The sequence below is a fragment of the Blattabacterium cuenoti genome, from assembly GCF_014252415.1.
Classification (GTDB): Bacteria; Bacteroidota; Bacteroidia; order Flavobacteriales; family Blattabacteriaceae; genus Blattabacterium; species Blattabacterium cuenoti_Y.
In genome coordinates this window covers 363,476-384,766 of sequence record NZ_CP059223.1, presented here as the reverse complement: position 1 = coordinate 384,766, position 21,291 = coordinate 363,476, and the positions used below count along the sequence as shown (strand labels likewise).

General features: G+C 24.1%; 35 protein-coding genes. 34 read left to right on the top strand and 1 reads right to left on the bottom strand.

What is annotated here, in order from left to right; all coding sequences use genetic code 11:
- Positions 1-5: 5 nt before the first annotated feature.
- On the bottom strand, positions 6-1,898 hold the full coding sequence (dnaK, locus tag H0H33_RS01905) for a molecular chaperone DnaK (protein ID WP_185877739.1): 1,893 nt from the start codon (positions 1,896-1,898) through the stop codon (positions 6-8).
- 183 nt (positions 1,899-2,081) lie between these two features.
- Here dnaK and rplM point away from each other — a divergent pair, with 183 nt between their 5' ends.
- Genes rplM through rpsK form a run of 34 tightly spaced genes read left to right on the top strand, consistent with a single transcriptional unit; the run spans position 2,082 to position 21,268 of the window.
- Entirely contained in the window at positions 2,082-2,525 is a 444-nt protein-coding gene (gene rplM, locus H0H33_RS01900; RefSeq protein WP_185877738.1) for a 50S ribosomal protein L13, read from the top strand.
- 10 nt (positions 2,526-2,535) lie between these two features.
- Positions 2,536-2,919 (top strand): 30S ribosomal protein S9, encoded by a 384-nt coding sequence (rpsI, locus tag H0H33_RS01895; RefSeq protein ID WP_185877737.1) that lies wholly within the window; start codon positions 2,536-2,538, stop codon positions 2,917-2,919.
- Between the two features lie 20 nt (positions 2,920-2,939).
- On the top strand, positions 2,940-3,623 hold the full coding sequence (rpsB, locus tag H0H33_RS01890) for a 30S ribosomal protein S2 (protein WP_185877736.1): 684 nt from the start codon (positions 2,940-2,942) through the stop codon (positions 3,621-3,623).
- A 43-nt stretch (positions 3,624-3,666) separates the two neighbouring features.
- Positions 3,667-4,479: a translation elongation factor Ts gene (gene tsf, locus H0H33_RS01885; RefSeq protein ID WP_185877735.1), complete on the top strand. Its 813-nt coding sequence runs from the start codon at positions 3,667-3,669 to the stop codon at positions 4,477-4,479.
- Positions 4,480-4,505: 26 nt separating this feature from the next.
- A complete protein-coding gene (gene gpmI / locus H0H33_RS01880; protein WP_185877734.1) occupies positions 4,506-6,053 on the top strand; it encodes a 2,3-bisphosphoglycerate-independent phosphoglycerate mutase in 1,548 nt (515 codons plus the stop codon).
- Entirely contained in the window at positions 6,016-6,879 is an 864-nt protein-coding gene (gene map / locus H0H33_RS01875; RefSeq protein ID WP_238785579.1) for a type I methionyl aminopeptidase, read from the top strand. The genes gpmI and map overlap by 38 nt, the downstream gene beginning before the upstream one ends.
- 7 nt (positions 6,880-6,886) lie before the next feature.
- Positions 6,887-7,261 carry a 30S ribosomal protein S12 gene (gene rpsL / locus H0H33_RS01870; RefSeq protein WP_185877733.1) on the top strand — a complete coding sequence of 125 codons (375 nt, stop codon included), beginning with the start codon at positions 6,887-6,889 and terminating at the stop codon, positions 7,259-7,261.
- Complete coding sequence (gene rpsG, locus H0H33_RS01865) at positions 7,258-7,734, top strand: 30S ribosomal protein S7 (protein ID WP_185877732.1); 477 nt, start codon at positions 7,258-7,260, stop codon at positions 7,732-7,734. Before rpsL ends, rpsG begins: the two co-directional genes overlap by 4 nt.
- A 5-nt stretch (positions 7,735-7,739) precedes the next feature.
- On the top strand, positions 7,740-9,842 hold the full coding sequence (gene fusA / locus H0H33_RS01860) for an elongation factor G (RefSeq protein ID WP_185877731.1): 2,103 nt from the start codon (positions 7,740-7,742) through the stop codon (positions 9,840-9,842).
- Positions 9,843-9,853: 11 nt separating this feature from the next.
- On the top strand, positions 9,854-10,159 hold the full coding sequence (gene rpsJ, locus H0H33_RS01855) for a 30S ribosomal protein S10 (protein ID WP_185877730.1): 306 nt from the start codon (positions 9,854-9,856) through the stop codon (positions 10,157-10,159).
- Positions 10,159-10,800, top strand: a complete 642-nt coding sequence (gene rplC / locus H0H33_RS01850) for a 50S ribosomal protein L3 (protein ID WP_185877729.1) — start codon at positions 10,159-10,161, stop codon at positions 10,798-10,800. The genes rpsJ and rplC overlap by 1 nt, the downstream gene beginning before the upstream one ends.
- Positions 10,791-11,429, top strand: coding sequence for a 50S ribosomal protein L4 (gene rplD / locus H0H33_RS01845; RefSeq protein ID WP_185877728.1), 639 nt, complete (start codon positions 10,791-10,793; stop codon positions 11,427-11,429). Before rplC ends, rplD begins: the two co-directional genes overlap by 10 nt.
- Positions 11,430-11,437: 8 nt before the next feature.
- The gene (gene rplW / locus H0H33_RS01840; RefSeq protein ID WP_185877727.1) at positions 11,438-11,911 is read left to right on the top strand and encodes a 50S ribosomal protein L23; all 474 of its coding nucleotides are present in this window, start codon (positions 11,438-11,440) and stop codon (positions 11,909-11,911) included.
- Positions 11,865-12,689 (top strand): 50S ribosomal protein L2, encoded by an 825-nt coding sequence (gene rplB, locus H0H33_RS01835; RefSeq protein ID WP_185878158.1) that lies wholly within the window; start codon positions 11,865-11,867, stop codon positions 12,687-12,689. Before rplW ends, rplB begins: the two co-directional genes overlap by 47 nt.
- A 12-nt stretch (positions 12,690-12,701) precedes the next feature.
- Positions 12,702-13,001: a 30S ribosomal protein S19 gene (gene rpsS / locus H0H33_RS01830; RefSeq protein ID WP_185877726.1), complete on the top strand. Its 300-nt coding sequence runs from the start codon at positions 12,702-12,704 to the stop codon at positions 12,999-13,001.
- Positions 13,002-13,010: 9 nt separating this feature from the next.
- Positions 13,011-13,376, top strand: a complete 366-nt coding sequence (rplV, locus tag H0H33_RS01825; RefSeq protein ID WP_185877725.1) for a 50S ribosomal protein L22 — start codon at positions 13,011-13,013, stop codon at positions 13,374-13,376.
- Complete coding sequence (rpsC, locus tag H0H33_RS01820) at positions 13,348-14,055, top strand: 30S ribosomal protein S3 (protein WP_185877724.1); 708 nt, start codon at positions 13,348-13,350, stop codon at positions 14,053-14,055. Before rplV ends, rpsC begins: the two co-directional genes overlap by 29 nt.
- A gap of 5 nt (positions 14,056-14,060) precedes the next feature.
- On the top strand, positions 14,061-14,477 hold the full coding sequence (gene rplP, locus H0H33_RS01815; protein ID WP_185877723.1) for a 50S ribosomal protein L16: 417 nt from the start codon (positions 14,061-14,063) through the stop codon (positions 14,475-14,477).
- Complete coding sequence (rpmC, locus tag H0H33_RS01810) at positions 14,474-14,692, top strand: 50S ribosomal protein L29 (protein WP_185877722.1); 219 nt, start codon at positions 14,474-14,476, stop codon at positions 14,690-14,692. The genes rplP and rpmC overlap by 4 nt, the downstream gene beginning before the upstream one ends.
- Positions 14,676-14,921 (top strand): 30S ribosomal protein S17, encoded by a 246-nt coding sequence (gene rpsQ / locus H0H33_RS01805; protein ID WP_185877721.1) that lies wholly within the window; start codon positions 14,676-14,678, stop codon positions 14,919-14,921. Before rpmC ends, rpsQ begins: the two co-directional genes overlap by 17 nt.
- Before the next feature lie 15 nt (positions 14,922-14,936).
- The gene (gene rplN / locus H0H33_RS01800; RefSeq protein ID WP_185877720.1) at positions 14,937-15,308 is read left to right on the top strand and encodes a 50S ribosomal protein L14; all 372 of its coding nucleotides are present in this window, start codon (positions 14,937-14,939) and stop codon (positions 15,306-15,308) included.
- Entirely contained in the window at positions 15,305-15,526 is a 222-nt protein-coding gene (rplX, locus tag H0H33_RS01795) for a 50S ribosomal protein L24 (RefSeq protein ID WP_185877719.1), read from the top strand. The genes rplN and rplX overlap by 4 nt, the downstream gene beginning before the upstream one ends.
- A complete protein-coding gene (gene rplE / locus H0H33_RS01790; protein WP_185877718.1) occupies positions 15,527-16,090 on the top strand; it encodes a 50S ribosomal protein L5 in 564 nt (187 codons plus the stop codon).
- Between the two features lie 3 nt (positions 16,091-16,093).
- Positions 16,094-16,363 carry a 30S ribosomal protein S14 gene (gene rpsN / locus H0H33_RS01785; protein ID WP_185877717.1) on the top strand — a complete coding sequence of 90 codons (270 nt, stop codon included), beginning with the start codon at positions 16,094-16,096 and terminating at the stop codon, positions 16,361-16,363.
- 32 nt (positions 16,364-16,395) lie between these two features.
- A complete protein-coding gene (gene rpsH / locus H0H33_RS01780; RefSeq protein ID WP_317167105.1) occupies positions 16,396-16,770 on the top strand; it encodes a 30S ribosomal protein S8 in 375 nt (124 codons plus the stop codon).
- Positions 16,771-16,783: 13 nt separating this feature from the next.
- A complete protein-coding gene (gene rplF / locus H0H33_RS01775; RefSeq protein ID WP_185877716.1) occupies positions 16,784-17,335 on the top strand; it encodes a 50S ribosomal protein L6 in 552 nt (183 codons plus the stop codon).
- An 11-nt stretch (positions 17,336-17,346) separates the two neighbouring features.
- A complete protein-coding gene (gene rplR / locus H0H33_RS01770) occupies positions 17,347-17,664 on the top strand; it encodes a 50S ribosomal protein L18 (protein WP_185877715.1) in 318 nt (105 codons plus the stop codon).
- 5 nt (positions 17,665-17,669) lie between these two features.
- A complete protein-coding gene (rpsE, locus tag H0H33_RS01765; RefSeq protein WP_185877714.1) occupies positions 17,670-18,206 on the top strand; it encodes a 30S ribosomal protein S5 in 537 nt (178 codons plus the stop codon).
- Between the two features lie 28 nt (positions 18,207-18,234).
- Positions 18,235-18,684: a 50S ribosomal protein L15 gene (gene rplO, locus H0H33_RS01760; protein ID WP_238785627.1), complete on the top strand. Its 450-nt coding sequence runs from the start codon at positions 18,235-18,237 to the stop codon at positions 18,682-18,684.
- A gap of 17 nt (positions 18,685-18,701) precedes the next feature.
- Positions 18,702-20,090 (top strand): preprotein translocase subunit SecY, encoded by a 1,389-nt coding sequence (gene secY / locus H0H33_RS01755; RefSeq protein WP_185877712.1) that lies wholly within the window; start codon positions 18,702-18,704, stop codon positions 20,088-20,090.
- Positions 20,091-20,137: 47 nt separating this feature from the next.
- Positions 20,138-20,353: a translation initiation factor IF-1 gene (gene infA / locus H0H33_RS01750; RefSeq protein ID WP_185877711.1), complete on the top strand. Its 216-nt coding sequence runs from the start codon at positions 20,138-20,140 to the stop codon at positions 20,351-20,353.
- 13 nt (positions 20,354-20,366) lie between these two features.
- Positions 20,367-20,483, top strand: coding sequence for a 50S ribosomal protein L36 (rpmJ, locus tag H0H33_RS01745; RefSeq protein ID WP_185877710.1), 117 nt, complete (start codon positions 20,367-20,369; stop codon positions 20,481-20,483).
- An 8-nt stretch (positions 20,484-20,491) separates the two neighbouring features.
- Complete coding sequence (gene rpsM, locus H0H33_RS01740) at positions 20,492-20,872, top strand: 30S ribosomal protein S13 (RefSeq protein ID WP_185877709.1); 381 nt, start codon at positions 20,492-20,494, stop codon at positions 20,870-20,872.
- A 9-nt stretch (positions 20,873-20,881) separates the two neighbouring features.
- Positions 20,882-21,268, top strand: a complete 387-nt coding sequence (rpsK, locus tag H0H33_RS01735; RefSeq protein ID WP_185877708.1) for a 30S ribosomal protein S11 — start codon at positions 20,882-20,884, stop codon at positions 21,266-21,268.
- The last annotated feature ends 23 nt before the right edge of the window (positions 21,269-21,291 follow it).

The following is a 21,291-nucleotide window of genomic DNA, read 5'->3' as shown; positions in this document are numbered from 1 at the left end:
ATTGTTTATTTTACTTCTTCATAATCAACATCTTGTACATTTTCTCCATTTTTTTTATTATTTTTTTTATTATCATTATTTTTTTCTTCTTTAGATTTATTAGGATTATTAATATCTTGTAATGATTTACTCCAAAGTTCGTTAAGTTTTTTTATAGAATTATCAACAGCATTTAAATTCTTTTTTTGATAAAATTCTTTTAATTCTTTCATAGAATTTTCTATTTTTTTTCTATTATTTTCTGATAATTTTTTACCATAATCTTTTAATTGTTTTTCAAATTGAAAAATTTGATTATCTATTAAATTTAATTTATCTATTTTTTTCTTAATAGTTTCATCATTTTTTTCATTTTCTTTAGCTTCCTTTTTCATTCTTTCAATTTCATCTTGGTTTAATCCAGAAGATGTCTCTATTCGAATAGATTGTTCTTTTCCAGTTCCTTTATTTTTAGCTGATACATTAAGTATTCCGTTAGCATCTATATCAAATGTTACTTCTATTTGTGGTACACCCCTAGGTGATGGAGGTATATCTACTAAATCAAATCTTCCTATTTCCTTATTATCTTTAAACATTGATCTTTCTCCTTGTCCAACTCTTATAGTTACTGCAGGTTGATTATCTGATGCTGTTGAAAATATTTCTGATTTTTTTGTTGGTATAGTAGTATTAGATTCAATTAATTTAGTAAAAACTCCTCCTAAAGTTTCTATTCCTAAAGATAAAGGTGTTACATCCAGTAATAATACATCTTGTACGTCTCCAGTTAAAACTCCTCCTTGTATCGCTGCTCCTATGGCTACTACTTCATCTGGATTAACTCCTTTTGATGGTTTGATACCAAAAAAATTTTCTACTTCTTTTTGAACTTTTGGTATACGAGTAGATCCTCCAACTAAAATCACTTCATTAATATTTTTAGTAGATAAATTTGCATCTTTTAGTGCTTTTGAACAAGGACTTATTGATCTTCTAATTAAAGAATCAGAAAGATGTTCAAATTTAGATCTTGTCAAAGTTACAACTAAATGTTTTGGACCGGATTCTGTAGCTGTTATATAAGGTAGATTAATTTCTGTTTGACTAGATGAAGATAATTCTATTTTTGCTTTTTCAGAAGCTTCTTTTAAACGTTGTAAAGCCATTGGATCTTTTCTTAAGTCTAATCCTTCTTTAGATTTAAAAGTATTTGCAAGATAATCTATAATTACTTGATCAAAATTGTCTCCTCCTAAATGAGTATCACCATTAGTAGAAAGTACTTCAAATACTCCATCTCCTAATTCTAAAATAGACACATCAAAAGTACCACCTCCTAAATCATATACTACAATTTTTTTATTTTGATTACTTTTATCTAATCCATATGCTAAAGCAGCAGCAGTAGGTTCATTTATAATTCTTTCTACTTTAAGACCAGCAATTTCTCCAGATTCTTTTGTTGCTTGTCTTTGTGCATCATTAAAATAAGCAGGTACAGTAATTACTGCTTTTTTAATTTCTTGTCCTAAATAATCTTCTGCAGTTTTTTTCATTTTTTGTAAAATCATTGCAGAAATTTCTTGAGGTGCGTATAATCTATTATCTATACTAACACGAGGTGTATTATTTCCACCTTTTATTACTTTGTAAGGTATATGTTTTAATTCCTCAGATATTTCTGAATATGTTCTTCCCATAAACCTTTTAATAGAAAAAATAGTTTTTTTAGGATTAGTAACAGCTTGTCTTTTTGCTGGATCCCCTATTTTTCTTTCCCCACCTTTTACAAATGCAACTACAGATGGAGTTGTTCTTTTTCCTTCAGAATTTTGAATAACATTAGGATCATTAACTTCCATTACTGCTACACAAGAATTTGTAGTTCCTAAATCTATACCTATAATTTTACTCATTTTTATATTTTATTCATAAATAGTCATTAAAACAATTCCTCAATCATTATGCCATAGTGAAAATAAAACCATATATCAATAAATAAATCATAATATATGACAATAAAAATCAATAAAAAAAATGACTTTTTGTCATAAAAAAAAATTATCTTTAAAATATTGTTATATTTAATTTTTTATATTATGGATTCATTAAGTTTTAAAACCATTTCGGTAAAAAAAAATTTGATAAATAAATCATGGATTATGATAGATGCATCTAATCAAATTTTAGGTAGATTATCATCAAAAATTGTACATATTATTATGGGTAAGCATAAATCTTTTTTTTCTCCACATATGGATTGTGGTGACTATGTAATAGTGCTCAATTCTAACAAAATTAAACTTAGTGGAAATAAATGGAATAATAAAAAATATATTCGTTATACTGGTTATCCAGGAGGTAAAAAAATAATCTTTGCTAAAGATTTATTTTATAAAGATTCAAGAATATTGATATATAAATCAGTAGAAAGAATGCTACCAAAAAATCGCTTATCAAGAAAAATATTTAAAAAAAATCTTTATGTATATCATGATGAAAAACATAATCATAAAGCTCAAAATCCTATTCTAATAAAATAAAATTAAAAAAATGATATATCATACGATAGGAAGAAGAAAAAGATCTACTGCAAGAATTTATATTAGCACAGAAGGAAATGGATTAATTACTGTTAATTCTAAAACATTGGAAAATTATTTTCCAAAATATATTCGTTATAAAATATTCTATCCAATAGAATTATTAAATATTAAAAATCAATTTAATATAATTATCAGAGTATCTGGAGGTGGTGTTAATGGACAAATAGAAGCAATTAGATTAGCTATTTCTCGTGCAATGTGTAAAATTAATTCAAAAAATAAAATAATATTAAAAAGTGAAGGATTACTTACTCGTGATTCTAGAGAAGTAGAAAGAAAAAAATTTGGACAAAAAAAAGCAAGAAAAAAATATCAATTTTCAAAACGTTGAATTAAATTATATATAAAAATATGGAAATTAATACTCAAGATTTATTAAAGGCTGGAGTCCATTTTGGACATATTACAAAAAGGTGGAATCCTAATATGAGATCTTTTATTTTTATGAAAAGAGGAGGAATACATATAATAGATTTATCAAAAACCATAATAAAATTAAAAGAAGCATGTAATGGAATATACAGAATAATAAAAAGTGGAAAAAAAGTATTATTTGTAGGAACAAAGCCTCAAGCTAAGGAAAAAATATTTTTTTATTCCAAAAAAATAAATATGCCATGTATTACAGAAAGGTGGTTAGGAGGATTATTAACTAATTTTAGTACTATTCGTAAGTCAATAAAGAAAATGAATAGTATTGAAAAAATGAAAAAAAATGGGACTTTTAACACATTGTCTAAAAAGGAAAGATTATTAATTGATAGATTATATAACAAATTATATAAAAATTTAGGAACTATATCTAATATGAATCATATTCCAAGTGGAATATTTATTGTAGATCCAAATGAAGAAAAAATAGCATTGACAGAGGCAAAAAGATTGAGAATTCCTATATTCGCTATGGTAGATACAAATACTAATCCTAATAATATTAATCATCCTATTCCATCTAATGATGATTCTTCTAAATCTATTAACTTAATATTGAAGTTTATAACAGAATATATAATTTGTAAAAAAAAGTGTAAATAATATATATTCCATAAAAAAAATAACATAACAATATCTATATGACATGAAAATAACAATTTCTAAAATTAATGAATTAAGAAAATTAACTGGGATAGGAATAATGGAATGTAAAAAAGCTTTAACAAAATCTAATGGAAATATAAAACAGGCTATTTTTTTTTTAAAAAAAATAGGAAATAAAATATCTATTAATCTTACTAAAAATAAGATGAATGAAGGAGCTTTAGTTTCTTCTGTAAAAAACGATAATTCTTTTGGAACTATTATAGGTATTAGTTGTGAAACTGATTTTTTATCCAGAAATAAAGATTTTTTAAATTTTCTTTTTGATCTTTCAAAAAAATCTTTATCATATCATTCTAAAATTGATTTTATTAACAGTAGATATGATAATAAAGAAACTATAAATGAAGTAATTAATTATAAAATAGGAATTTTTAAAGAAAGAATAGAAATAAAAATATTTGAAATAATAAAGGCACCATATGTAATACATTATACTCATAATCATAAAATATCTGCATTGGTTGGATTTTCAAAAAAAATAGATAAATCTATAGCAAAAAATATAGCTATGCATGTTGTTGCTATGAATCCAATATCTATATCAGAAAATGATTTTCCAGAAAAAATATTAAATGAAGAAAAAAATATTATTAAACAACAAGTAGAAAATGAAAAGAAACCACATAAAATTTTACAAAAAATAATTTGTGGGAGAATTAATAAATTAATATTGAATAATACACTTCTTAATCAATTATTTATAAAAGATAATAAAATAACAATAAATGAATACATAAAAAAATATGAAAACAATTTAAAAATTTTATCTTTTAAAAGATTAATTATATAAATAATTGATAATTTTTATATTTTATAATGAAAAAATTAATGTTGATAATTTTAGATGGATGGGGAGTAACATCGATCGAAAATCAATCTGTTTCTGCAATAGCTAAAGCATATACTCCATTTATAGATTTTTGTATTAAAAATTATCCAAATAGTAAATTAAATGCATCTGGAAAATATGTAGGATTACCTAATAAACAAGTGGGGAATTCTGAAGTTGGACATATCAATATAGGTTCTGGAAGAAGAGTTATTCAAAGTTTAAAAAAAATTAATATATCTATAAAAAATGGATTTTTTACCAAAAAAATAAATAATATATTCAAAAATATTTCTTATAATAAAAAAATTCATTTTATTGGGCTTCTTTCAGATGGGGGAGTTCATTCTCATATAAATCATTTATTATATTTACTTAAAATATTTCATGAAAATAATTTAAAAAATGTATTTATTCATGCATTTATGGATGGTAGAGATACTTCTCCATATAACGGAATTCATTATATAAAAAAATTATTAACTATAACTAATAAATATGTTGGACAATTATCATCTGTTATTGGAAGATTTTATGCAATGGATAGAAATTTAAAATGGGATAGAACAAAAATAGCATATGATGCTATGGTAAATTCTAAAGGAACTTATACTAATAATATTATAAATTCTATAGAAAATTTTTATAAGATGAAAAAAACGGATGAATTTTTATCTCCATTAATAATGATAGATAAAAATAATCAACCTATTTCAAAAATAGAAAATGGAGATATTGTCTTTTGTTTTAATTATCGTTCAGATAGATCTAGACAGATAACAGAATTATTAACAAATAATAATTTCGAAATAAAAAATTATAATAATATTAATCTTTCGCATTACATAACAATGACATCTTTTAATGAAAAATATAAAAATATTATTTCAATTTTTGAAAAAGAAAATTTATCAAATACGCTAGGAGAAATTTTATCAAAAGAAGGGAAAAAACAAATTCGTATAGCAGAAACAGAAAAATATCCTCATATTACTTTCTTTTTTTCTGGTGGAAGAGAAAAACCGTTTGATAAAGAAGTAAGAATTTTATGTCCATCACCAAATGTAAAAACTTACGATATTAAACCTGAAATGAGTGCAATAAAAATCGTAAAAAAAATTATTCCAAAAATAAAAAAAAAAGAATTTGATTTTATTTGTATAAATTTTGCAAATCCAGATATGGTTGGACATACAGGAAATATGATTCAAACTATAAAAGCATGTGAAATTGTTGATAAATGTGTTAAAGAATGTTCAAATGTAGCATTACATAATATGTATACAGTTATTATTGTAGGAGATCATGGTAATGCAGATTATATGATTAATACAAATGGTAGTTTAAATACATCTCATAGTAATTCTTTGGTACCATTTATTTTATTAGATAATAATATAAAAAAGAATAATATTATTTTAAATAAAAATAGTTCATTATGTGATATTGCACCAACTATTTTAAATCTAATGAAACTACCTGTTCCTGATGATATGAATGGATTTTCTATTATTAATAGAAATAACAATAATTAATTTTATGAATATTTTGATAAAAACTATTGAAGAAATAATATTAATAAAAAAAAGTGCATTTTTAGCATCTAAAACTTTAGGTATGTTGGCAAAGGAAATAAAACCCGGAATTAATACTATTTATTTAGATAAACTAGCAAAAAACTTTATTATTGATCATGGAGGAAAACCAGCTTTTTTAGGGTTATATAACTATCCAAATACATTATGTGTATCTCCAAATTACCAAGTAGTACATGGGGTACCCAATAAAAATGTATTATTAAATGGCGATATTTTATCTGTAGATTGTGGTGTATATATGAATGGGTTTTATGGAGAACACGCTTATACTTTTGAAGTTGGAAATATATCAAAAAAAAATAGAAAATTTTTATCTTGTTCTAAAAAATCTCTTTATATTGGGATTTCCCAATGTATTTCTGGAAATAAAATAGGTGATATAGGATTTTCTATTCAATCTTTTATAGAAAAAAATGGATTTACTATAGTAAAGGATTTAGTAGGTCATGGAATAGGAAAAAAAATGCACGAAGATCCTCAAATTCCTAATTTTGGAAAAAAAGGAGAAGGAATTGAATTAAAAAATGGATTTGTATTGTCAATCGAACCTATGGTGAATTTAGGAAAATCTGATATAATCTTTCACAAAGACGGTTGGACTATTACTACCTTAGATAAAAAAAATTCATCTCATTATGAACATAATATAGCAATTATAGATGGTAAACCTTGTCTTCTATCTACTTTTAGTTATATTTATGATGAACTTAATATTTTCTCGGATGAGGAGAAACCATTTCAAAATAAAAAAATTAAATTTTAAATTTATTATGCCTACTATACAACAACTAATTAGAAAAGGTAGAATTTCTAATTCAAAAAAAAGAAAATCCATTGCTTTAGAATTTTGTCCTCAAAAAAAAGGAGTATGTACTAGAGTTTATACTACTACTCCAAAAAAACCTAATTCTGCAATGAGAAAAGTAGCAAGAGTACGATTCACAAATGGTAAGGAAGTCATTAGTTACATAACAGGAGAAGGACATAATCTTCAAGAACATTCTATTGTATTAGTGAAAGGAGGACGTGTAAAAGATTTACCTGGTGTAAAATATAAAATAATAAGAGGAGCAAGAGATACTGCCGGGGTTAATGGAAGAAAAAGAAGTAGAAGTAAATATGGAACAAAAATGAAAAAAAAATGAGAAAAATTAAAAGAAGAATAAAAATTTATATACCTGATCCAAAATTTAATGATATTCTTATAACACGTTTTGTAAATCATATAATGAAGAATGGAAAAAAAAGTTTAGCATATAAAATATTTTATAATGCAATGAAAAAAATTGATTTAATTAAAAAAAATGAAAAAAAATCTTCGGTAGAAATATGGAAAGAAAGTTTAAAAAATGTTACTCCACATGTAGAAGTAAGAAGTCGTAGAATGGGGGGGTCAAATATTCAAATACCAGTCCCAATTTCTTCTAGTAGTAAAATTACAAAAGCTATGAAATTATTAGTGACTTGTGCATCAATAAGAAATGAAAAAACCATGGCTAATAAATTAGCATTTGAAATATGGGATGCTTTTAATGAACAAGGTGAATCTATAAAAAGAAAAGAAAATATACATAAAATGGCTGAAGCTAATAAAGCATTTTCACATTTTAGATTCTGATTTCTATGAAAAAAATAGAATATAATAGAAATATAGGTATTGTTGCACATATTGATGCAGGTAAAACTACCACAACGGAAAGAATATTATTTTATACAGGAATTAATCATAAAATAGGAGAAGTCCATGATGGTGCAGCTACTATGGATTGGATGTTACAAGAGCAAGAACGAGGGATAACAATAACTTCTGCTGCTACACGTTGTGAATGGATTTATAATAATGAAAAATATTATATTAATATAATAGATACACCTGGACATGTTGATTTTACTGTGGAAGTTGAAAGATCGATGAGAGTTTTAGATGGGATGGTTGTATTATTTAGTGCAGTTGATGGAGTTGAACCTCAATCGGAAACAGTATGGAGACAAGCTGATAAATATGAAATACCTAGAATAGCTTTTGTTAATAAAATGGATAGACAAGGAGCTAATTTTTTAGATGTTTGTATTCAAATAAAAAAAATTTTAGGGGCTAATTCAGTACCTATACAAATACCTATTGGTTCTGGAGATAATTTTAAGGGTGTAGTAGATTTAATTTCTAATCAAGCTATAATATGGAAAGATAAAGATTATGGAATGACATATGAAATAACATCTATTCCAGATAACATGAAAAATATAACTAAAAAATATAAAAATAATATTATTGAAATTTTATCTGAATTTGATGATAAAATAATGGAAAAATTTTTATATGGTAAATCTTCTATATCAGAAAATGAGATTATTGAATCTTTACGTAAAAATACAATTGAAATGAAAATTATACCAATATTATGTGGCGCTGCTTTTAAAAATAAAGGGGTTCAATCTATGTTGGATGCTATTTGTAAATTTTTACCTTCACCAATTGATATGAAAGATATTATAGGAATTCATCCAATTAATAAAGATAAAATATATAGAAAACCAGATGAAAATAATCCATTTTCTGCATTAGCGTTCAAAATATCTACAGATCCATTTGTAGGACGATTAGCTTTTTTTAGAGTATATTCTGGTAAAATAAATCCTGGTTCTTATAGTTTTAATTCTAGATCTGGAAATAAAGAAAGAATATCTAGAATATATCAGATGCATGCTAATAAACAAAATCCAGTTCAGGAAGTAAAAGCTGGAGATATTGCTGCAATAGTTGGATTTAAAGATATTAAAACTGGAGATACTCTGTGTGATGAAAAAAATCCAATTTTATTAGAAAAAATATTTTTTCCTGATCCTGTAATTGGTTTAGCTATTGAACCTAAATATAAATCAGATATTGATAAAATGAGTATAGCATTATCTAAATTAATGGAAGAAGATCCAACATTTCAAGTTAGAACTGACGAATATACTGGTCAAACCATTATATCTGGAATGGGGGAATTACATCTAGAAATAATTATAGATAGAATGAAAAGAGAATTTCACGTTGAAGTTAATCAAGGAAAACCTCAAGTTGAGTATAAAGAATCATTAACAAAATGTATAGAACATAGAGAAATTTATAAAAAACAAACTGGAGGTAGAGGAAAATTTGCTGATATTTTACTTAAAATAGAACCAGGTGAATCAGGAAAACCTGGTTTAACTTTTATTAGTAAGATAAAAGGAGGAAATATTCCTAAAGAATATATTCCATCTATAGAAAAGGGATGTAAAGAAATGATGAAAAATGGACCTTTATGTGGTTATGAAATAGATAGCGCAAAAGTTACTATATTAGATGGTTCTTATCATTCTGTTGATTCTGATCAATTATCTTTTGAATTAGCGGGGAAATTTGCTTTTAGATCCGCATCAAAAAAAGCTAATCCCGTTTTATTAGAACCTATAATGAAATTAGAAGTAATTATACCTGAGGAAAATATGGGGGATGTTATAGGTGATTTAAATAAAAGAAGAGGGGTTATACAAAATATGGGGGATAAGAAAAATATTAAAATAATTAATGTGATGGTTCCATTATCTGAAATGTTTGGTTATGTGACTTCATTACGTACACTTACCTCTGGTAGGGGTACATCTACAATGGAATTTTCTCATTATTATGTTGTTTCTGATTCAATTATGAATAATATTTTAACAAAAAAAAGTGACAAAAATGAAAAAAAATAAAACATTTTATTATGGGATACAATATTAAGATAAAATTAAAATCTTATGATTATAATTTATTGGACAAATCTGCCGAAAAAATTGTTAATTCAGTAATTCCAACTGGAGTTGTATTAAATGGTCCAGTACCATTACCAACGGAAAAAAAAACATATACTATATTAAGATCTCCACATGCAAATAAAAAATCTAGAGAACAATTTTTTTTACCTACGCATAAAAGACTTTTACAAATAAATAATGCATCGTCAAAAACGGTAGATGCATTAATGAAATTGGAATTACCTAGTGGAGTAGAAGCAGAAATAAAAGTATAATGAAAACAATTGGATTGATAGGAAAAAACATGGGAATGACAAATATTTATTTAGATAATGGAATTAATGTACCTTGTACTATAATTCATGTCAATCCTTGTTATATAATTCAAATAAAAACAATAAAAAATGATGGATATTCATCAATTCAAATAGGAACTGATGAAAAAAATGAAAGAACAACTAATAAACCTTTATTAGGACATTTTAAAAAAATTGGATTATCTCCTAAGAAAAAACTGGTAGAATTTAGAGGTGATTTTGATGAATTATCCTATAAAGTAGGACAATTAATTAATATTAATATATTTCAAGTAGGAGATTTTGTGGATGTAGTTGGAGTTTCTAAAGGAAAGGGGTTTCAAGGTGTAGTAAAAAGACATAATTTCTCTGGAGTAGGAGAAAGGAGTCATGGACAACATAATCGTTTAAGATCTCCTGGATCAATAGGGGCTGGATCAACTCCATCTAGGGTTTTTAAAGGAAAAAAAATGGCTGGTAGAATGGGGAATAGTAGAATTACCATTAAAAATATTAAAATATTGAAATTAGATACCGATCCAGGTTTATTAATTTTAAGAGGATCAGTTCCAGGTAATAAAAATTCATATTTAACAATTAAAAAGAAAGTATGGAACTAAATATACTAGATTTTGAAGGAAATTTTACAAAAAAAAAAATAAATTTTAATAATAAAAATTTTTTTAAAAAAAATTATGATCATTCTGTTTATTTAGAAATAAAAAGATATTTATTTTCTCAACGTCAAGGTACACATAAATCTAAAGAAAAAAGTGAATTATCTGGTAGTAATAGAAAATTACATAGACAGAAAGGTACTGGAGGATCTAGAAAAGGAGATATAAAAAACCCAATTTTTAGGGGGGGGGGTAGAATTTTTGGTCCTAAACCTAGAAAATATTCAATAAAAGTTAATAAAAAAGTTAAAAATATAGCAAAAAAATACGTTATAGAACATAAATTATTAAAAAATGAAATTAAAATTGTTAAAAATATAAAATTGAAAAAACCTAAGACTAAAATTGTATTAAAATTATTAAATTCTATAGGATTTTTTAAAGAAAAAGTTTTAATAATAAATGAAAAATTCGATAAAAATTTATATTTATCATTTAGAAATATAAAAAGATGTAATATAATTAATATTAATGATGTTACTTGTTTTTATTTATTGAATTGTTCATATATTATATTATTTGAAAATTCTGTAAATAAATTTCAAAAATTATTTTTTGATGTTAAAAAATAAATATATTTATGATTATTATAAAATCTGCTATAACTAAAAAATCATTAATAAATGAAAAAAATAATTTTTATACATTTATTGTAAATAAAAAATATAATAAAAAACAAATAAAAAAAGAAATTTTTAATTTATTTGGATTTAATGTCATTGAAGTAAATACTATGATTTATCCTAAAAAAGATAAATCTAAATTTTCAAAAAAGGGTTTTTTAAAAGGACAAATGGATCGTTTCAAGAAAGTTATTATAAAATTTGATAAAAATAGTAAAATCATTTTTAATCAATCATCTATTAACAAAGAAACTACTATCAATAAAGAAACTACTATCAATAAAGAAACTACTATCAATAAAGAAACTACTATCAATAAAGAAACTACTATCAATAAAGAAACTACTATCAATAAAGAAACTACAAGTGATAAAAATAATTCCAATGGCAACAAAGAAATTAAAACCAATAACACCAAGTCAAAGATTTAGAATTGTAAATAAATTTGATCAAATTACTAATTCCTTTCCCGAAAAAAAATTAACGATAGGAAAATTAAAAACTGGGGGGAGAAATAATTATGGACGAAGAACTATGCGTTATATTGGAGGTGGTCATAAAAAAAAATATAGAGTTATTGATTTTAAAAGAAAAAAATTTATGATTTCAGCTACCGTAAAATCAATCGAATATGATCCTAATAGATCATCATTTATTGCTTTATTACACTATGTAGATGGAGAAAAAAAATATATTATTGCTATAAATGGATTAAAAGTAGGATATAAAATTATTTCCGGGAAAAAAAATATACCAATTCAAATTGGAAATTCTACAATATTAAGTGAAATCCCTCTAGGTACAATTATTTCTTGTATAGAATTGAAACCAGGTCAGGGTTCAAAATTAGCTAGAAGTGCCGGATCTTTTGCGCAAATATCTGCAAAAGAAGATAAATATGTTACTATAAAATTACCTTCTGGAGAAACAAGAATGATTATGTCTAATTGTATGGCTACAATAGGATCTGTATCGAATCATGATCATCAATTGGAAATCTTAGGAAAAGCTGGGAAATCTAGACATATTGGAATAAGACCTAGAACAAGAGGTGTAGCAATGAATCCTATAGATCATCCAATGGGGGGTGGGGAAGGAAAAGCTTCTGGAGGTATTCCTAGAAGTAGAAAAGGAAAACCATCTAAAGGATTTAGAACTAGAATAAGAAAAAAATATTCTAATAAATACATTATAAAAAAAAGAAAATAAATTTTATTTTTTATGGCAAGATCTATAAAAAAAGGACCTTATGTTCATTATAAATTACTAAAAAAAGTAATGAAAAATATAAAATTAAATAAAAAATTAATTATAAAAACGTGGTCTAGATCTTCTACTATAATACCAGATTTTGTGGGACAAACTTTTTCTATTCATAATGGAAAAATTTTTATTAATGTTTATATAACAGAAAATATGATAGGACATAAACTAGGAGAATTTGCCCCAACAAGGATTTTTAGAGGACATTCAGGATCAAAAAATAGAATAAAAACAAAAAATATTAATGAAAAAAAATAGTATAAAATTATGATTACGGCATCTTTAAGAGGATTTAAAATGGCACCTAGAAAAATTAGATTAATTGTTGATTTAATACGAAATAAAGAAGTTAATTCTGCATTAACTATATTATCATTATGTAGTAAAAAAAGAGGAGCATTAAATATAAAAAAATTGATTTTATCTTTACTATCTAATTGGAATAATAAATATCACGATAATAAATCAATTCTTTATATAAAAGAAATAAGAGTTGATCAAGGAAAAATTATAAAAAGAATTAGACCGGTACCTCAAGGTAAAAGTCATAGAATAAAAAAAAAATTAAGTCATATCACAATTTGTATAGATAAAAAAAATTATCATGGGACAAAAAACAAATCCAATAGTTAACCGTCTTGGAATTATAACTGGATGGTTATCCAGTTGGTGCAACAATTATAAAGATAGAATACAAGAAGATTTTAAAGTAAGAGGATATATCGAGGCTAGATTTCCTAAAGGAATAATATCAAGAATTTTTATAGAAAGAACATTAAAATTTATCACAATTACAATTAGAACTTCTAGACCTGCTCTTATTATAGGTAAAAGAGGTGAAGAAGTAGATACTGTTAGAAAAGAAATAAAAAAATTAACTAAAAAAGAAATACAAATTAATATATCCGAGGTAAAGAGACCAGAATTGGATGCATCTTTAGTTTCTAAAAGCGTAGTTAAACAACTAGAAAATAGAATTTCTTATAAAAAATTAATAAAATTGTTTATTTTATCTGCAATGAGAATGAATGCATTTGGAATAAAAATTCAAATCTCTGGAAGATTAAATGGATCAGAAATGGCAAGGTGTGAAACTTATAAAGAAGGAAGGATTTCTTTAGGTACTTTTCGTGCCGATGTTGATTATCACATGGAAGTTGCTCATACTATTTATGGAAGTATAGGTGTAAAAGTTTGGATTATGAAAGGGGAAGTTTATGGAAAAAGGAATTTATATCCATTATTAGGAACACATTATCATAAAAAAAAGAAGCTAAAAAATTTTAATAGAAAAAAAAATAAAAATAATTGATAATAATGTTACAACCTAAAAAAACTAAGTACAAAAAAAAACAAAAAGGACGTATTCGAGGTAATTCAAAAAAAGGAGTTTCTCTTTCTAGAGGTTCTTATGGAATAAAATCTTTAGGATCATCTTGGATATCTGCTAGACAATTAGAGGCTGCACGTGTTGCTGCAACAAGGTATATGAAAAGAGAAGGAAAATTATGGATCAATATTTTTCCAGATAAACCCGCTACTAAAAAGCCCCAAGAAGTTCGTATGGGAAAAGGAAAAGGTCCTGTTGAGTTTTGGGTAGCTATTGTAAAACCAGGTAGAATTTTATTTGAAATTGATGGCGTAGATTTTCCTACTGCTAAAGAAGCATTAAGATTAGCTGCACAAAAACTTCCTATAAAAATGAAATTTATTTATAAAAAATTTAATTTATGAATGATTTAAAAAAAAATAAATTAAAAATACAAGATTGTTCTATTATCGATTTAAATAAATATATTGAAAATAGTGAAAAAAAATATAAAAATATAAAATTTAGTCATTCCATTAATAGAATAAAGAATCATGAAAAAATTAAAGTTTTAAGAAGGTTTATTGCAAGATTGAAAACAGAATTAATAAAAAAATTAAAAAATGAAAAGAAAAAATAGCAGGAAACAAAGAAAAGGAATTGTTATAAGTGATAAGATGAATAAAACAATAGTTGTATGCGAAATACGTAAAATTAAACATAAATATTATGGAAAAGAAATATTAAAAAAAAAAAAATATTTAGTTCATGATGAAAAAAATTTTCATAAAAATGGAGATAGAATTTCTATTATGGAGACACGTCCTATAAGTAAAAAAAAATGTTGGATTGTTTTATCCAAAAAATAAATAAAAATTGAGTTCATGTTACAACAAGAATCGATATGTAAGGTTTCTGATAATACTGGAGCAAAAGAAGCATTAGTTATTAGAGTGTTAGGAGGTTCTAAAAAAAGATATGCTTTATTAGCAGATTCTATAATTGTTACAATAAAATCAGCAATTCCTGGGAGTACTTCTATAAAGAAAGGTCAGGTTTCTAAAGCAGTTATTATTAGAATAAAAAAAAAAACTAGAAGAAAAGATGGTTCTTATATAAGTTTTGATGATAATGCATGTGTATTAATTAATCCATCTGGAGAAATGATAGGTAGTAGAGTATTTGGTCCAGTAGCTAGAGAATTAAGAGAAAAAGAATATATGAAAATTATATCTTTAGCACAAGAAGTTTTATGAAAAAATTAAAAAAGGGAGATAAAGTTATTATAATATATGGTAATCATAAAGGAAAAAGTGGAGTTATAAAAAAAATTTTATCAAAAAAAAATAAATCTATTATAGACGGTATAAATATAATTAAAAAACATATAAAACCAGGAATAAAAAATCCTAAGGGAAAAATATTGGAAAAAGAAGCTCCTATACATATGTCTAATTTAAAAAAAATTAAATAAATGAATTCATTATATCAACCTAGATTAAAAAATCTATATAATAATCATATAATTAATTCTTTAAAAACAAAATTTAATTATTCTTCCGTAATGGAAGTTCCAAAATTATTGAAAATAGTTATTCATCAAGGGATTGGTAGTTCCGTTTTAAATAATAAAAATATACTAAAGTCTTCTTTAAATGAAATAACGAATATAACAGGACAAAAATCTGTATCTTGTTATTCTAAACATGATGAATCTAGTTTTAAGCTTAGAAAAGGTATGCCTATAGGAGTTAAAGTTACATTGAGAAGAAATAAAATGTATGAATTCTTAGAAAGATTAATTGTTATTACGTTACCTAGGGTTAGAGACTTTAATGGAGTAAGTAATAATAGTTTTGATGGTTTTGGAAATTATAATATGGGGATAACAGAACAAATAATTTATCCAGAAATAAATATTGATAAAATAATAAAAAATTTAGGGATGAATATTACGTTTGTAACTTCTACTAAAAAAGATCTAGAAGCTAAAAATCTTTTATCTTTACTTGGAATACCTTTTAAAAAAAATAAATAAAATATGGCAAAAGAATCTGTAAAAGCAAGACAAAAAAAAAGAGAAAAAATAGTATTAAAGTTTTCAAAAAAAAGAAAATTTTTAAAAGAATCAAAAAGTTATGAGTTATTACAAAGATTACCCAAGGATGCTTCTCCTGTTCGTTTAAGAAATAGATGTTCTATTAGCGGAAGGTGTAGAGGATATATGCGAAAATTTGGAGTATCTAGAATAGTATTTAGAAATTTAGTATCTCAAGGTTTTATACCAGGTATTAAAAAAGCTAGTTGGTAAATTTAAATGTAAAAAAATAATTAATTAAAATTATGGATTCAATTTCCGATTTTTTAACTAGAATTAGAAATGCGTGTCTTGTTAAACATAAAATTTTAACAATAGAGTATTCTAATACTAAGAAAAATATTTCTAATGTTTTGTTAGAAAATGGATATATTTCAGATTATAAGATAGAAAATAATAAAATTAAAATAGCATTAAAATATTATAGAAAAGAATCTGTTATAAAAAAAATAACAAGAATTAGTAAACCAGGATTAAGAAAATATTGTAAATATAAAAAATTACCTCGTGTTTTAAATGGTTTAGGAATAGCAATTATATCTACATCATATGGTGTAATGAGTAATAAACAAGCTAAAAAAAATAAAATTGGAGGTGAAATATTATGTTATATTCATTAAACTATATATAAACATGTCTAGAATTGGTAATCAACCCATCATAATACCTAATAATATTAATTTAAAATTTTTTAAAAATGTTTTAACAGTGAAAGGAGATTTAGGTACTTTACATCAAAAAATATCTAATAAAATTAAAATAAATATATCAAATAATATATTACGTGTAGATAAAAAATTTGAAAATAAAAAATCTAGATCTTTACATGGATTATATCGTGTATTAATAAATAATATGATTGTTGGAGTTTCATTAGGATTTAAAAAAGAATTGGAATTAATAGGAGTTGGTTATAAAGCTACTTATTTAATAGACAATAAAATTCTAGATTTAAATTTAGGTTATTCTCATAATATTATGATTAAAATTCCTATTGAAGTAAACTTAAAAATAAGATCAGAAAAAGGAAAAAATTATATAATTACATTAACATCTTATGATAAACAATTATTAGGTATTTTATCTTGTAGAATTAGGTCATTAAGACCCCCTGAACCTTATAAAGGAAAAGGAGTAAGATTTTTAAATGAAATTGTTAGAAAAAAAGTTGGAAAATCTGCTTAAAAAATAACTTTTTGAAAAAAAAATATAAAAAAAATATTTTAAAATCTAAATATAGACTATCAATATTTAGAAGTAATAAAGAAATATATGCACAAATAATAGATGATTCATGTGGAAAAACATTAATATCACATTCATCTTTAATATTAAAAAATGATAGTAAAAAAAAAAATAAAACCGAACAATCTTATGAAGTTGGAAAGTTATTAGGAGTGAAATCAAAAAAATTAAAAATAAATAAGTTTTTCTTTGATAAAAAAAATTATTTATATCACGGAAGAATAAAAGCTTTAATTGATGGATTAAGATCCTCTGGTTTAGAATTTTAAAAAATATGATAAAAAAAAAAAATTTTTCTGAAAGAAAAGAAAAAAGAACAAAATATTTTGGATTAGATTTAAAAGAAAAATTAATTGGAGTTACAAGAGTTTGTAAAGTAACTAAAGGAAGAAGATATTTTAGTTTTAGTGCAATAGTCATAAAAGGAAATGAAAGTGGATTTATAGGATATGGATTTGGAAAATCTAAGGAAGCTCCTGATGCAATTAGAAAAGCTGGAGAACAAGCAAAAAGAAGTTTATGCAAAGTATGTATATCAAATGGAACTATACCACATAAACAGGAAGCTAAATATAGTGGAGCTCGTATCTTACTTATTCCGGCAACAAATGGGACTGGTATTATAGCAGGGGGAACTTTAAGATCAGTGCTGAAAATTACTGGATTAAAAAATATTTTATCTAAATCTAGAGGATCTTCTAATCATCATAATATTATTAAAGCTACTATTAAAGCTCTTAGTCAAATTAGAGATGTTAATATTATATCAAAACAAAGAGGAATATCTATAAAAAAAGTATTAGATGGATAAAACAGATAAAAATAAAATTGTTAATTACATGACAATTTTTAATAAAAAAAAAAGAAAAAAAAATAGAATCCGTTTAGGAAGAGGACAAGGATCTGGTAAAGGAGGAACATGTGGAAGAGGACATAAAGGAGCTAAATCTAGATCTGGATTTTCCAATAAAATTGGTTTTGAAGGAGGACAAATGCCACTTCATAAAAGAATCCCTAAATTTGGATTTAAAAATAATTTGAGAAAAAAATTTATTGAAATTAATTTAGATACAATACAAGATTATATTAATAAAAAAAAAATAAATAAAAAAGATATTTTTTGTATAGAAATGTTAATAAAAAAAAATATCACTAAAAAAAATATTCCTATAAAAATAATAGGAAGAGGAATTATACATGATTCAATAAAAATATTTGTAAATAAAATTAGTAAAAAAGCAAAAAATATTATAGAAAATGCGGGAGGAAAAGTATTATTAAGAAAATAACATAAAATTCATCTACTATGAGTATTTTTTTTAAAAGAATCCATAAAATATGGATTTTAAAAGAATTACGTAAAAAAATAATAATAACTTTAAGTTTATTATTAATATATCGTTTTGGAGCATATATTCCAATCCCAGGAATTGATCCATTGGGAATTAATCATTTTATAGAAAAATTTAACTCAAAATCTAAAGGATTAATACAAATTTTATCCTCTTTTACTGGAGGTGCTTTTAATAGAGCTTCTATCCTAGCTTTAGGAATTATGCCATATATCTCATCTTCTATTATAATGCAATTAATGTGTATAATTATTCCAAATTTACATAGATTACAAAGAGAGGGTGAAAGCGGTAGAAGATATATAAATCTTATTACCAGGTGGTTAACTATTGGTATCTGTTTAATACAAGCACCTTTATATCTTATATCTTTAACTAAACAATTAATACCATTTTCTTCTTTTTATAATTCTGTATATTTACTCGATATAAATACTTCTTATGGAAGAAGTATATTTTGGATTATAGGAGTAATAGTATTAACTTCTGGTACTTTATTTACTATGTGGTTAGGAGATAAAATAACTGATAAAGGAATAGGAAATGGAATATCAATAATTATTATGTCTGGAATTATAGCTCGTTTTCCTATTGCAATAACTAAGGAAATTTCTTCAAAATTAAATATAGGATTTATTGGAGTAATATTATTATTTTTAGAATTAATTTTATGGATATTAGTTATTTTATTTTCTATCATAATAATTCAGGCAATAAGAAAAATACCAGTTCAATATGTATCCCACTATAAAACTTTTTTTTTGGATAAAAATCAATTAATTAATAAAAAACATCAATATATACCATTAAAAATGACTGCTGTTGGGGTTATGCCATTAATATTTTCTCAAGCTATCATATTACTTCCAATTACTTTTTATAGTTATATAGAAAACCCTATAATAAAAAAAATTCTTTTAGTTTTTCAAGATGTATATGGATTTTGGTATAATTTTACTATTGCTATATTAGTTATAATTTTTACTTTTTTTTATACAGCTATTACTATTCCAGTTAATCAAATAGCTGATGACTTAAAGAGAAATGGAGGTCATATACCTAAAATTAAACCAGGAAAAAATACTATAAAATATATAGATCATATTTTATCATGCATAACAATTCCAGGAGCAATATTACTTTCTATCATAGCGATATTACCATCTTTAGTTTTTAGAATGGGAGTAACTCAAAATTTTTCTTTATTTTACGGAGGTACATCTTTACTAATAGTTGTAGGTGTTATATTAGATATTTCTCAGCAAGTTAATATTTATTTATTAAATTATTATTATGATGATTTAATGACGAAAAATCATGGAATCAAATATAATAAATTATAAATTTTGTGTATATTATATAATGATAAATTTGAAATTAAGGTTTCTTAATGACTAAACAAAAGCATATTGAAGTTGATGGTGTAATAATAGAATCATCTCCAAATGCAATGTTTCGAGTAAAATTGGAAAATGGTTGTATTATAAAAGCTCATATATCTGGAAAAATGAGGATGCATTATATAAAAATCCTTCCAGGAGATAAAGTAAAATTAGAAATGTCTTCTTATGATTTAGAAAGAGGAAGAATAACTTATAGGTATTAAATAATATGTAATTATGAAAGTAAAAGCTTCTTTAAAAAAAAGAACTAATAATTGTATAATTGTAATTAGAAAAGGTAGATTACGAATTATAAACAAAAAAAATCCAAAATTCAAACAAAAACAAGGATAATTAATTTTATGTCTGTAAGAATATCGGGAATAGATTTACCTCTTTCTAAAAGAGGTATAATAGGTTTAACATACGTTTATGGTATTGGAAAAAATATATCAAAAAAAATATTAAATTTTTTGGATATAAATGAAAATAAAAAAGTTAAAGATTGGTCTGATGAGGAAATCAGTAAAATACGTAAATATATATCTGATAATATAAAAATAGAGGGGGAATTAAGATCAGAAGTACAATTTAATATTAAACGTTTAATAGACATAAAAAGTTATATTGGTATAAGACATAGAAAAGGTTTACCATTAAGAGGACAAAAAACTAAAAATAATTGTAGGACTAAAAAAGGAAAAAAGAAAACTGTAGCAAACAAAAAAAAGGTTACAAAATAAAATAAATATATGAATAATAAATCCTCCAAGAAAAAAAAATTAGTATTAGTTGATGCAATAGGAGAAGCTCATATACAATCAAGTTTTAATAATATTATAATATCTTTAACAAATAAAAAGGGGGAAGTAATTGCATGGTCTTCTGCAGGAAAAATGAATTTTAAGGGATCTAAAAAAAATACTCCATACGCTGCACAAATTACAGCAGAAAATGTAGCAAAAAAGGGATTAAATGCAGGATTAAAAAAAGTAGAAGTTAAAATAAAAGGACCAGGAGCTGGAAGAGATGCGGCTATAAGAGCATTAAGTAATTCTGGTTTAATAATTACTATGATTAAAGATATTACACCATTACCACATAATGGATGTAGGCCTTCTAAAAGAAGAAGAGTTTAATTTTAAAAAAATATAAAATATTT

Coding starts and splice junctions, on each gene's coding strand:
- dnaK (WP_185877739.1), bottom strand. CDS start 1,898: ATGAGTAAAATTATAGGTATAGATTTAGGAACTACAAATTCTTGTGTA.
- rplM (WP_185877738.1), top strand. CDS start 2,082: ATGGATTCATTAAGTTTTAAAACCATTTCGGTAAAAAAAAATTTGATA.
- rpsI (WP_185877737.1), top strand. CDS start 2,536: ATGATATATCATACGATAGGAAGAAGAAAAAGATCTACTGCAAGAATT.
- rpsB (WP_185877736.1), top strand. CDS start 2,940: ATGGAAATTAATACTCAAGATTTATTAAAGGCTGGAGTCCATTTTGGA.
- tsf (WP_185877735.1), top strand. CDS start 3,667: ATGAAAATAACAATTTCTAAAATTAATGAATTAAGAAAATTAACTGGG.
- gpmI (WP_185877734.1), top strand. CDS start 4,506: ATGAAAAAATTAATGTTGATAATTTTAGATGGATGGGGAGTAACATCG.
- map (WP_238785579.1), top strand. CDS start 6,016: ATGGATTTTCTATTATTAATAGAAATAACAATAATTAATTTTATGAAT.
- rpsL (WP_185877733.1), top strand. CDS start 6,887: ATGCCTACTATACAACAACTAATTAGAAAAGGTAGAATTTCTAATTCA.
- rpsG (WP_185877732.1), top strand. CDS start 7,258: ATGAGAAAAATTAAAAGAAGAATAAAAATTTATATACCTGATCCAAAA.
- fusA (WP_185877731.1), top strand. CDS start 7,740: ATGAAAAAAATAGAATATAATAGAAATATAGGTATTGTTGCACATATT.
- rpsJ (WP_185877730.1), top strand. CDS start 9,854: ATGGGATACAATATTAAGATAAAATTAAAATCTTATGATTATAATTTA.
- rplC (WP_185877729.1), top strand. CDS start 10,159: ATGAAAACAATTGGATTGATAGGAAAAAACATGGGAATGACAAATATT.
- rplD (WP_185877728.1), top strand. CDS start 10,791: ATGGAACTAAATATACTAGATTTTGAAGGAAATTTTACAAAAAAAAAA.
- rplW (WP_185877727.1), top strand. CDS start 11,438: ATGATTATTATAAAATCTGCTATAACTAAAAAATCATTAATAAATGAA.
- rplB (WP_185878158.1), top strand. CDS start 11,865: ATGGCAACAAAGAAATTAAAACCAATAACACCAAGTCAAAGATTTAGA.
- rpsS (WP_185877726.1), top strand. CDS start 12,702: ATGGCAAGATCTATAAAAAAAGGACCTTATGTTCATTATAAATTACTA.
- rplV (WP_185877725.1), top strand. CDS start 13,011: ATGATTACGGCATCTTTAAGAGGATTTAAAATGGCACCTAGAAAAATT.
- rpsC (WP_185877724.1), top strand. CDS start 13,348: ATGGGACAAAAAACAAATCCAATAGTTAACCGTCTTGGAATTATAACT.
- rplP (WP_185877723.1), top strand. CDS start 14,061: ATGTTACAACCTAAAAAAACTAAGTACAAAAAAAAACAAAAAGGACGT.
- rpmC (WP_185877722.1), top strand. CDS start 14,474: ATGAATGATTTAAAAAAAAATAAATTAAAAATACAAGATTGTTCTATT.
- rpsQ (WP_185877721.1), top strand. CDS start 14,676: ATGAAAAGAAAAAATAGCAGGAAACAAAGAAAAGGAATTGTTATAAGT.
- rplN (WP_185877720.1), top strand. CDS start 14,937: ATGTTACAACAAGAATCGATATGTAAGGTTTCTGATAATACTGGAGCA.
- rplX (WP_185877719.1), top strand. CDS start 15,305: ATGAAAAAATTAAAAAAGGGAGATAAAGTTATTATAATATATGGTAAT.
- rplE (WP_185877718.1), top strand. CDS start 15,527: ATGAATTCATTATATCAACCTAGATTAAAAAATCTATATAATAATCAT.
- rpsN (WP_185877717.1), top strand. CDS start 16,094: ATGGCAAAAGAATCTGTAAAAGCAAGACAAAAAAAAAGAGAAAAAATA.
- rpsH (WP_317167105.1), top strand. CDS start 16,396: ATGGATTCAATTTCCGATTTTTTAACTAGAATTAGAAATGCGTGTCTT.
- rplF (WP_185877716.1), top strand. CDS start 16,784: ATGTCTAGAATTGGTAATCAACCCATCATAATACCTAATAATATTAAT.
- rpsE (WP_185877714.1), top strand. CDS start 17,670: ATGATAAAAAAAAAAAATTTTTCTGAAAGAAAAGAAAAAAGAACAAAA.
- rplO (WP_238785627.1), top strand. CDS start 18,235: ATGACAATTTTTAATAAAAAAAAAAGAAAAAAAAATAGAATCCGTTTA.
- secY (WP_185877712.1), top strand. CDS start 18,702: ATGAGTATTTTTTTTAAAAGAATCCATAAAATATGGATTTTAAAAGAA.
- infA (WP_185877711.1), top strand. CDS start 20,138: ATGACTAAACAAAAGCATATTGAAGTTGATGGTGTAATAATAGAATCA.
- rpmJ (WP_185877710.1), top strand. CDS start 20,367: ATGAAAGTAAAAGCTTCTTTAAAAAAAAGAACTAATAATTGTATAATT.
- rpsM (WP_185877709.1), top strand. CDS start 20,492: ATGTCTGTAAGAATATCGGGAATAGATTTACCTCTTTCTAAAAGAGGT.
- rpsK (WP_185877708.1), top strand. CDS start 20,882: ATGAATAATAAATCCTCCAAGAAAAAAAAATTAGTATTAGTTGATGCA.